6 protein-coding genes are annotated in these 12008 nt (G+C 37.6%); 4 read left to right on the forward strand and 2 right to left on the reverse strand.

The annotated features are described in order from the left end of the window. Both AACZ30_RS10270 and AACZ30_RS10275 read right to left on the reverse strand, forming a co-directional pair. The coding region (locus tag AACZ30_RS10270; protein WP_339649187.1) for a cystathionine beta-synthase at positions 1-1231 on the reverse strand (1231 nt) is incomplete at its 3' end. Positions 1232-1351: 120 nt separating this feature from the next. Beyond that, positions 1352-2284 carry a DUF6807 family protein gene (locus AACZ30_RS10275; RefSeq protein ID WP_339649189.1) on the reverse strand — a complete coding sequence of 311 codons (933 nt, stop codon included), beginning with the start codon at positions 2282-2284 and terminating at the stop codon, positions 1352-1354. A gap of 82 nt (positions 2285-2366) precedes the next feature. On the opposite strand from AACZ30_RS10275, the gene AACZ30_RS10280 reads away from it, so the two are divergent. The 4 genes from AACZ30_RS10280 (at position 2367) to AACZ30_RS10295 (ending at position 11944) form a co-directional block, all read left to right on the forward strand. Next, the gene (locus AACZ30_RS10280) at positions 2367-5135 is read left to right on the forward strand and encodes a triple tyrosine motif-containing protein (RefSeq protein WP_339649190.1); all 2769 of its coding nucleotides are present in this window, start codon (positions 2367-2369) and stop codon (positions 5133-5135) included. Positions 5136-5375: 240 nt separating this feature from the next. Next, positions 5376-8402 (forward strand): TonB-dependent receptor, encoded by a 3027-nt coding sequence (locus AACZ30_RS10285; protein ID WP_339649191.1) that lies wholly within the window; start codon positions 5376-5378, stop codon positions 8400-8402. 11 nt (positions 8403-8413) lie between these two features. After that, positions 8414-9877, forward strand: coding sequence for a RagB/SusD family nutrient uptake outer membrane protein (locus tag AACZ30_RS10290; RefSeq protein ID WP_339649192.1), 1464 nt, complete (start codon positions 8414-8416; stop codon positions 9875-9877). Positions 9878-9889: 12 nt separating this feature from the next. After that, positions 9890-11944, forward strand: coding sequence for a hypothetical protein (locus AACZ30_RS10295; protein WP_339649193.1), 2055 nt, complete (start codon positions 9890-9892; stop codon positions 11942-11944). Positions 11945-12008 lie beyond the last annotated feature (64 nt).

Raw genomic sequence — 12008 nt, forward strand, 5'->3', positions numbered from 1 at the left:
AAGATAATATTCCATCTTCGGCTAAAAATTGTACGTTAGGACAAAAGGTTTGATCCAAAATAAATACAGGATCTATAGCCGTTTCGCCACTGGCGGTTTTACGTTTTTTGCTTAAAGCCTCTCTTAATTTTTCCAGGTTAGGAACTTCAACCCGGGGGTTGGTAGGGATTTCAGCAATAATATAAGGAACGGCATCTTCTTTGGCAACCTGCTCCAAAACCAAATCGGTACTTTGTACCATATCGTTATCACCGTCTACCGGTAAATCTACAATGTCTACATTTTCCAGACTGGCAGCAACCCGTCTTGCCTGGTCGTTTGTGCCACCATAACAATTTGGAGGAACCACAATTTTAATAGCTTTTCCAGAATGTTTCTCCTGGGCCTCATCAATAAGTCCCATCATAATTGCATATTGCATCGAGAGTCCGCAGGAGGCAAGTAACGCATTTGAATTTGTTCCCGTAATCTTTTGAATTGACGTAATTACACTAGCTTTATTGTTTTCAATGTCGTTGCGCTTAGAAGAAGGTTTTCCTACTAATTGCTTTAAAGCAGAAAAAGAATCTGCCGGGGTCATAGCAATACTTTCTCTTCTTCTTACGTGTTGTATTTCAGAAATGTACGACTCATTTTCTTCGCCATTTAACAGTAAAATACTTCCAGTATTTGGATAAGTATTAAGCCAAAAGTCGATATTTGGGTTCAGATCAACTTTGCCAATTTCGTCTTTTTGCGAAATAAATATAGTGCTCCCGTAAAATTCATAAATCTCTTCAGCGTTTTTTACCTGTTTTAATTCAAAATTATATCCGTACACATTTTTTAGCGCTTCAGTATCAAAAAAATCCGGTAACGAATTGGTATAAACGATCTGTGTATTTTTATTGTCGAATAGATTTTTTCTTAAAACCGCTAAAACAGGCATCGTCCTGGAAGAAAAACTGATAATATTTTCTGGTTTTAGATTATTCAATTTAGCAATTCCCCATTCCAGAACAGATGATAAGGGGTGACCTAAACGAATATAATCGAAAGCAGTGGGTAATTCTTTAAGTGCTGAGGTTTCAGCATTTTTGGCAGCAAATAAAGATTCAAACTTTTCCAGAAATTCAGTTTTCGCCAATTTTTCATTATAAATATCTAATCTATGGGTGGTTAGTTTCAACCAATCATTGGGTACGTTTTTTATTACCTCTTCAATATAGTTTAGCACTTTCTGCTCTTTCATAACTTAACTTTTAGATAAGTTGGTAATATAAACTGCTTAATACAATTTTAAAAGTAAAAGCGATCGATTTTCTTAGTACCGTTATAATTCTTTTCTTAATTATACGGTAAAATTTGAATCTTATTTACCTCCCTGGAATTTTTTATAGTAATCTTCAATTTCAGAAATACTTAAATTCTTATGCACCAGAATTTGATTTCGAAATTCAAGTTTTTCCCCGTTTTTAATGGCTATTGGTTCGCGCCCGGGAAAAGCCATATTTTGCATGCTGTTGGCACTTCTTAAAATCCAGCCCTGGTAATTTGGTAATTTTTCGGGTTCACCCATAATCACAATTCCGCTAATTTTACCTGAATTATTAAAGCTGCCTTTTAGGTTAATCCAGGTGCCGGCCTGTACCGGGAGGTTTTGCGGGGTGACAATACCGTTTGTAGATTCAAAAACCACATCTCCTGGTAATTTTAACCTGGGTGAAAACCCACCGTAGCCTTTTACATCTTCAGACCCTCCAATAGAAACTCCATCTTTTAAAGCCGTAAGTTCTATTTTAAAAGTCAGAGCATAGGTTTCCTGGTTAAATCGCTCGTAAGTCAGCTCAAGATGCTCTTTTAATACAGCTTTTTTATCAGTTGCGCCAAACCATTTAATTTCAGATTTTAATGTGGCGGTTTTCTCGTTTACAAAGGTTTCTATAACTTCAGCTTCCCAATAAATCTCTTTACTTAACCAGGGATTGCCTACGCGTTTTCCTTCAGCATATAACTGGTGCCAGGACCAAAAAATACCGTGATGATGTAAATGATCTTGAGGAAAATCTTCCGTAAGAACTTTTCCATTATTGCTATATAAAGGATGTACATAATTAGCTCTTCCATATTTACCGTCCAGGCTTTTTGTTTTTACCTGGTAAAAATATCGTGGCTTACTATCTTCAAGCAACAGCACTCCCTCAGTATCTTTCTTAAATTGCAACTCCTGGGAACATAAGTGCTGTTGTAAGCTTAGGAAAACCAATAAGCAGAATGCCCTATTGAAAAGATGAAATTGATTCATACTTGAAAATTACTAAATTCCTCTATATTTTAAATTTAGTTAGACCCCATATTATTTAGTAATTTCCGTTTTTTGCTAAACTATGCGTTTACTTGCTCTCTTTTTGTTTTTTAGCTTTAGCCTGTTTGCTCAGGAGCTGCCGCCAATTACCAATTTTGACCCCGGAATTTACAATGCCGGCAACCAAAACTGGATGTTGACGCAGGCAGATAATAATCATATTTATATAGCCAATAACCTTGGCTTACTCTCTTTTAACGGTGAACATTGGGATTTACACAAGGTGCCAAATGCCAGTGCGGTTCGCTCTGTTTTAGCTAAGGATAAAAGAATTTATACAGGGTCTTATATGGATTTTGGTTATTGGGACACAGACGAAAAAGGAGAACTAAATTATACCAGCCTAAAAAATCTTTCTGACGAAAAAATTCTTGATGGCGAACAATTCTGGCATATTGAAGCGCTGGAAGAATATATTATTTTTCAAAGTTTACGTCGGCTGTATAGCTATAACCGGGAAACCGAAGAAATTAATACAATTAATGCCGGTAATATTATCTCCAATTTATTTAAGGTAAATAATAAACTTTACTACCAGGTTGCGGAAGACGGACTTTACACCATAGACAACGGGAGGATTGAACAGGTTATTTCTAATGTTCAGATTAAAGACAAACCCATTGTGGGCTTATTTCCTTTTGAAGAAAATAAAATGCTTGCCGTTACCCGTGATGACGGACTTTTCACTATTGAAGCTTCTATTTGGGAGCCTTTTCAGTTTAAAGATTATCCTTTAAATGAAAGTATTTTTACCGCAAAATTGCTGGAAGACCAAACCCTTGTTTTGGGAAGTATTGGTAATGGCTTGCACGTTTATAACCTGGCAACTTCACAAAACTACCAATTGCTCCAACCGGTAATTAATAATAATACGGTTTTATCAATTTTGGAAGATAAAGCCGGTAATATTTGGGGCGGTCTGGATAATGGGCTGGTGCTTATTAATCGCAAAAGTCCGTTTAGGTTATTCACCGATATTTCGGGAAAAGTAGGCACGGTTTATTGCAGTCATCAATTTGGGGATAATTTGTATTTAGGTACTAATCAGGGTTTGTATCTTAAAATCGGAACTTCTAATACTTATGAACTCATTCCCGGCACTAGCGGTCAGGTATGGAGTATTAATGAAATTAAAGGAAAACTTTACGCAGGGCATGACAGCGGAATTTTTGCAATTGAAGGGAACAGTGCAACCCATATTTCGGATGGCCCCGGGGTCTGGGAAATAAGGGAATTTAAAAACGGACTGCTGCAGGGGCATTACGACGGAATTAGTTTTTGGGAAGAAGGAAATGTTGAAAACGATCCCGTTTATTTAGCAAATTTCGATCTTTCTTCGAGAAATTTAGTAGTACAGAACGATTCCACTCTTTGGGTGGGCCACGATCATAAGGGAGTTTTTAAATTGAAAATTAATGCTGAAGTAAATGAAGTTTTAGACCTTGAAAATTACAGCGTATCCTACGATGGCGGTATGGGGCTTAAAGTATTTCAGTTTAACGGCGCTATTTATTATTCTACTGAAGATGAAATTTATAAATATGAACCAAAAACTGACACCTTCAGCCTTGAAAATGAATTAAATAATTTAATTCAGGAGCAAAGAATTAGCGGAATTTCCCACGTTTTACCCGATAATACCTGGTGGGGATTTGGGGAAGACAATCTTTTATATGTTACCCGCGATGCTTTTCAGGATAGGTTAAGCGCAAAATCGGCAGCCATTCCCTTAGAATATAGAAGTATTGCAAAGGGTTTTGAAAATATTTCCCTCATTGGGGAAAGTGAATATTTGGTAGGTTCTAATGTAGGCTATACTATTTTTTCTACCCCTTTAGATTTGCCGTCTATGGAGCAACTGAATATAAATAAGGTTTCTACTGCTGCGTTGGAGGAGGAGTTTAAAAGTCACGAGCTAGACCTTAATCAATTAGAATTACCAAACTCGGTTAATAATATCAATTTTGAATTTAGTATACCGGCCTATTCCAAACTTGCAAAACCGGTTTATAGTTATAGAATTAAAGGCTTTAGTACGGGTTGGAGCACCTGGCAACGCAACGGTAGCGCAACTTTTGAAAATTTACCGGCGGGAAATTATGTATTTGAAGTACGTGGTAAATATAATAACAGTATAAGTGAAATAGCTGCTTACGCATTCACTATTGCTTTACCCTGGTACGCCACAACAGTAGCAATTGTAGTTTATATTTTACTTTTCTTATTGCTCATTTTTATCTTGCATAAAATTTACACGGGATATTACAGAAAACAGCGGGAAAGATTATTGGAACAGAATAAAAAGAAGCTGGAAATACGGCAATTAGAATCGCAACAGGAGATTATTACACTTCAAAATCAAAAACTGGAATCTGATGTGGCTTCTAAAAACCGGGAATTAGCGGCCTCTACAATGAATATTATTAAAAAGAATGAATTTCTTACCCAGCTTAAAAACAAATTGGCAGAAGCCAATAAGAAGGAAGATATTCAGGAGGTGATTTCTATTATTAATAAAAATATTGCCGAAAAAGATAACTGGAAACTATTTAAAGAAGCTTTTGATAATGCCGACAAAGATTTCCTGCAATCGGTAAAAAAAGAACATCCTAACCTAACTTCTAACGATCTTAAACTTTGTGCTTATTTAAGGCTCAATTTATCTTCAAAAGAGATCGCTCCACTGCTTAATATTTCAGTGAGAAGTGTAGAAATAAAACGATATCGTTTGCGTAAGAAAATGGATTTAGAGCATGATCAGGGGTTGGTAGAATACATCCTTAAGTTTTAGTGCCTTTACATGAGCGCATTCTTCCTCAACATTACCACAACATTTTATGTAAACCACAGAAAATCAATATTTAGCTTAAAATAATTATTGGCTGCGTATTCATTGATTTTAGCGGGTTTTGTATGCATATTTCTTAAAATTCACCGTATAATTTTTCCTGTATACTATTTGTAAGGGTGATTTATTATTGCTGTTAATGCTTTCTTAATACATTGATTTCCGAATTTAAATCATCAACAAATGAATAAAATACTTGTATTAATTTTGTTTTGCATAGGAACCTTTTCCTTGCAGGCACAAACCTTTTCTGTTTCGGGAATGGTAGATGAAGCTGATACCGGACTTCCACTCCCGGGTGTAAATATTATTGTAAAGAATACTTCTAATGGAGTGGTTACCGATTTTGATGGAAATTACACCATTAATAACGTTTCGGCCGGAGACGTTTTAGTTTTTTCTTATGTGGGGTTTCTTCCGCAGGATATTACCGTGGAAGAAAATCAGAATGTAATAGATGTTACATTAAAAACAGATGCTGCTGCGTTAGAAGAAGTGGTAGTAATTGGTTATGGAACCCAGCAACGTAAGGATATTACTGGTGCAGTTTCTGTGGTTTCCAATGAAACTATTGAAGAACTTAATCCTATTAAAATTGAACAGGCTCTGCAAGGTACTGCAGCCGGGGTGAATGTTACTCCATCTTCTGGAGCACCGGGAGCAGGAATTAATGTAAATATTCGTGGAATTGCTTCCAATAGTGAGAACGGTCCGCTAATTCTTATAGACGGTTACCAGGGCGATTTAAACACCATAAACCCTAACGATATTGAATCTATTTCTATCTTAAAAGATGCGCAAGCCGCAATTTATGGTATTGCAGGAGCTAATGGGGTGGTTTTGGTCACTACAAAATCTGGTAAAAAGAATACCGCTCCTACCGTACAGTATGATGCTTATGTAGGAATGCAGGAAACTTCAAGAAAATTACCACTACTAAATGCCACAGAATATGCTTTACTTTTAAATGAAAGTTATGCCAACAATGGCCAGGCTTTGCCTTATCCCAATGTTAGCGATTTAGGTAGGGGAACAAATTTTCAGGACGAGGTTTTTGATACCTCTCCAATTATGAGTCATAACCTTACCTTAAATGGAGGTTCAGAAAAAGTTACTTACTCTTTTGGGGTTTCACACCTTGACCAGGAAGGAATAATTGGGGCTGAAAAATCTGATTTTCAAAGAAGCACCGCGAGATTTAATATTGGGGTAGATATTTCAGATGAATTTAAATTTACCGCCAATTCAATTTATACAAGTCTAAACCGCAGATCTATTAACGAAAACGGCTTAGGTTCTGTTTTATTTAACGCCCTGAATATTCCGTCTACATTTAGCCGCGACCAGGAAGATTTGGAAGGAAGATTAGGAAACGAGATTATTAATCCGCTTTCACAAATTGAAAATACTTTTAATGACTATAATCTTAATAAATTCAACGGTTCTTTCAGTCTGGATTATACGCCAATAGAAGAATTGACCTTCACCTCCAGAATTGGTTACAGTCTATCTAATTCAAAAGGAAAAGATTTTGCGCCAATTATAGATTATGGGCCGGGAAAGGTTTTTAACAATGTTCGTAGTACGGTAAACCAAAACCGAATTAACGATAATTCTTATACCTATGACCTTTTTGGAACTTACGAGAATATTTTTAATGAAACACACCATTTAACCGGTACTGCCGGGATGACGGTAATTAGGGACTGGGGAGATGGTTTATATGCTACTGGTTATGATGTTCCAAATAACTCCTGGGACTTTGCTGATATTAGCCTAACTACGGGAACAAACGATGGTTTGAACAACAGTGCTTATAAATATGACATTAGAAAGTTATCCTTCTTCGGAAGGCTACAGTACGATTATCAAGGAAAATACCTTGTTTCTGGGATGTTTCGTAGAGATGCTTCTACAAGATTTGGACCCGAAAACCGTGTAGGTTATTTCCCTTCAGCAACGGCTGGTTGGATTCTTTCTGAAGAAGATTTCTTAGAAGATTCTAATGTAATTTCATTCTTAAAATTAAGAGGAAGTTTTGGTATACTTGGTAATGATGAAGCCGGTGGAGCAGAATTCTATCGATCATTATTAGATGGTGAAGCTACTTATGTTTTAAATGGAAGTTTAGTAAACGGTACCGCTTTAGGTAGAATTGCAAATCCTGGGGCGGGCTGGGAAGAAGCCGAAAAAACAAACATTGGTATAGATCTTAGGCTTTTTAATAACAGAGTTGATATTGCAGCCGATATTTTTAGAGAAGATCGTAAAGATCTTTTGGTTGCAGGAATTCCTGTTTCGGGGATTTTTGGTGGTGGCGCACCGGGATCTGGCGCTCCAACTATAAATGCTGGAACTACCCGAAATGAAGGTTTTGAATTTGCTATTAATTATAAAGAAAATTTTGGGGACGATATTCGCGTTGGAATTGGTTATAATGCCACTTTCCTAAGGAATGAAGTAACCGCGGTAAATGGAACCGAGTTTCTGCCAGGCGGTCAATTTGGTGTGGGACAACCACAACCGGCACGTTTCCAGGAAGGTTTCCCAATTGGTTATTTCTACGGATATGAAACCGACGGGATCTTCCAAAATCAGGCAGAAGTAGATGCGCATCCTTCACAGGAGACTTTAGGTGCAGCAGCTTCTCCAGGAGATATTCGCTATGTAGATACAAATGGGGACGGAGTGATAAATGTAGATGATCGTACCAATATTGGCGATCCAATTCCTACGGCTACAATGGGCTTAAATCTTAATTTCAATTATAAAAATTTTGATTTCACGGCTTATACCTACGCTTCTTTAGGAAACGATATGGTAAGAAATTACGAGCGTAACCAGCCAAATGTAAACCGTCACGCTTATTATTTAGAAAGATGGACAGGGCCGGGGACCAGTAATGAGGTACCTCGAGTAACTACAGGTGCTACCTCTAATGTTGCTTTCTCAGATTTTTATGTAGAAGATGCTTCCTACGCAAGAATTCAAAATGTTCAGTTGGGATATAGCCTTCCTGAAACATTTTTAGAGCAGGTAGGGATAAACCGCTTAAGAGTTTATGCTTCGGTACAAAACCTTTACACTTTTACTAATTACAAAGGTTTTGATCCCTCAGCCTCTACCGGTGAAGCTATTGGTGGCGGAATTGACTACGGCTTCTACCCTGTACCAAGAATTTTCCTTGCAGGTTTAAACCTTAACTTTTAAAAAATCGCACAATGAAGAGATATAACAACATATTCAATAAAATGCTTCTTCTGCTCCTGCTGGCTTTCAGTTTTGGTTGCAGCGAAGATTATTTGGAAAAAACCGAAGAATACAATATAGATTCTGAGAATTATTTTAATTCTGAAGAAGATTATTACAACGCGTTAATTGGCGTTTATGATATTCTGCAATCGACTTACGTAAACGTATTACTGGGCGAAATTGCTTCAGATAATACGCTAAGTGGCGGTGAAAGCGCCAATGATGTAATAGGCTTTCAACAAGTAGATGAAATGACGCACACTCCCGTAAACGATAACCTGGACGATGTTTGGGATTGGAATTTTGCTGGTGTACAACGCGCAAACTATGTTCTGGAATTTCAGGACAAAACAGATTTTGAAGGTCGCGAAATGATTATTGCTGAAGTTCGTTTTTTAAGAGCTTATTTCACTTTTGAATTGGTAAAATGGTTTGGGCCAATTCCAATAAAAGGAGATGAGCGTTTTGTATTGGGAGACGAGAATTCTGTACCAAGAGCTTCTACTCAAGAAGTTTACGCACAAATTGAAAGCGATTTACAATTTGCTATAGAAAACCTTAATTATACTGCACCTGAAACTGGTCGCGCAACCAAAGGAGCTGCAATGGCTTTACTTGGTAAAGCGCATTTGTATCAGGAAGAATTTGATGAAGCTGCAAATGTATTGACAGATTTGATTAATAATGGTCCTTATGCTTTAGCAGATTTTGAAACACTTTTTGAACAGGAAGGCGAAAATAACGAAGAATCTGTTTTTGAAGTACAGTATACAGGTGAAGAAGGAGCAGGTTTTGGATGTTTACAATGTAGTGAAGGTAATGTAGCCGTAGGTTTCCAGGGAATAAGAAATTATTCGGGGCCTGTTTTTGAACCTGGTTTCAGTTTTAATGTTCCGGTTCAGGAAGCATACGATTTGTTTTCAGAAGATGATACTCGTAGAGATCTTTCAATTTTAGATATCGAAGCCTGGGCAGCAGAAACCGGAGCTACTTATGCTGAAGGTTACAAGCATACCGGTTATTTTAACAGAAAATATCTTCCAAGAGAAAATGATAACGTAGGTGATGCTAACCTTACCCAGCCTAATAATTACCGTTCTATTCGTTACGCCGATGTTTTATTGATGGCTGCTGAAGCCCTGAACCGCGGTGGAATAGACGATAGTGAGGCTAGAACTTACCTTAATGAAGTTCGTGAGAGAGCAGGATTAGATGGCGTAGATGCTGCAGGAAATGCTCTTACCGAAATTATCTACGAAGAAAGAAGAAAAGAATTAGTAGGTGAAGGTCACCGTTTCTTTGATTTGGTAAGAACCGGCAGAGCCGCAGATAACATTGAAGGATTTACTGCAGGGAAAAACGAACTTTTCCCTATTCCGTTAGAAGAAATAGAATTTTCTCAGGGTAACTGGGAGCAAAATCCGGGATACTAAAACATTAGAATTATGAAAAGACATTATAAAATAATTTTTGCATTCCTTCTTGCTCTGCCATTTTTTGGCTGCGAGAGTGATGACGATGCCCTTGTAGATCTTGAGCAGGTACAGGCACCGGCAAATTTGGGTGCAACATTTCAAATAACTCAAGATAATTCCGGTTTGGTAGAGATTACCCCAACCGGTGAAGGAGCTGCGGTGTATACCGTAGATTTCGGTGATGGTTCTACTCCTGCAGAAGGGATTAAAGTAGGAGATGCTGTAGAACACGTTTATGCAGAAGGTGAATATGAAGTAGAGGTTACCGGGACTAATATTAACGGTAAAATGGCTTCAGGAATTCAGCCTTTAACCGTTTCTTTCCTTGCACCAGAGAATTTGGAAACTGAAATTGTAAAAGATGCCAATAATAATTATTTGGTAACTGTTTCAGCCAGCGCTACAAACGCTGCAATGTTCGAAGTTTATTTTGGTGAAAACGAAGAAGAAGAGGCAACTCTTCTTATGCCGGGAGAAACTGTTTCTTATACTTACAGTAGTATAGGTACTTACAATGTTCGCGTAGTTGCCCTTAGTGGTGGTGCGGCGACCACTGAAGTTACTGAAGAAATCAGTATTACAGATCCGCTTTTCCTTCCTATAGATTTTGAATCAGAAACGCTTAATTACACCTTTAATAATTTTGGTGGTGGTGAAGGAGCAGGGGCACCGGTAATTGATAATCCAGATCCATCTGGTATAAATACCAGTGCGAGAGTAGCTTCTTATACTAAACCTGCAGGTTCTGAAATATGGGCAGGAACCACTATTGGGTTAGATGAGCCAATAGATTTCTCATCAGATAAATACATTAGTGTAGATGTATGGTCTCCAGCTGCCGGAACTCCGGTTATTTTTAAGATAGAAAATATTGATGATGCTGATCTTTTTGTGGAGAGTACAGTAGAAACTACAGTTAGTAATGCCTGGGAAACCCTGACTTTTGATATGTCGGCGGTAGATACAACCATTGATTACGGTAGACTGGTATTATTCTTTAACTATGGAACTCCAGGAAATGATGAGACCTATTATTTCGATAATATTCAAACAACCACTTTAGAGCCATTAAAACTTCCTATAGATTTTGAATCTGAGAACCTTACCTATGCGTGGGGCGGATTTGGCGGAGCAGGAGCAGGTGTGATAGATAACCCAGATATGTCGGGCCTAAACAACAGTGCTAAAGTTACCGAACTTTCTAAAGGAGATGGATCTGAAGTATGGGCCGGGGTTTCTTTAAACCTTGACGAAGCTTTAAGTTTTGAGAACGGAACTACCGTTAAAATGAAAACCTGGTCTCCAGAAGCTGGAGTGCCGATTTTGTTGAAATTTGAAGACTCCGATTCAGCACCAGACAATAATGGAAATCCTTCAGTATTTGTTGAGGTAACTCAAAACACTACGGTTGCTAATCAATGGGAAGAACTTTTTTTTGATCTAAGCACTTTTGACGCCTTTGATGAAAGTGTAGGTTACGACCGATTGATCGTATTCTACGATTTCAATAGCCCGGGTGAAGGCACTAGCTTTTACTTTGATGATGTTACTATTGGCGAGGTGCAAACCGAATATATTTCACTTTTTAGTGATGTTGCCGATGATGTGGCAGTTGATACCTGGAGAACCAGCTGGTCTGTTTCAGACTATGAAGAAGTAGAGTTTGACGGAAAATTGTCTAAACATTATTTCAACTTAGATTATGTTGGAATTGAAACAATTGCCAGTCCTGTAGATGCTTCAAATATGACGCATTTCCATACCGAATTCTATACCGATAACGCTACTGTTTTTAGAGTGAAGTTGGTGGATCTTGGTCCTGATGGTGTTTTTGGTGGAGGAGACGATTCCGAATCAGAAGTTGTTATAGAGAATCCTGCTCAGAATGAATGGGTAAGTTTGGATATTCCATTATCAGAATTTGAGAACCTTGATGGGATGACCAATATTGGACAGCTTATTTACTCTGGTTTACCAGCTGGAGGAGTTAATGTTTATGTGAACAACATTTATTTTCGTAATTAAAAAGCATAAAAATGAAAAATATATTTAAAACAAGTCTTGCGGTACTTTCGCTGGTTTTTTTCAG

The organism is uncultured Salegentibacter sp. (assembly GCF_963972535.1).
Classification (GTDB): domain Bacteria; phylum Bacteroidota; class Bacteroidia; order Flavobacteriales; family Flavobacteriaceae; genus Salegentibacter.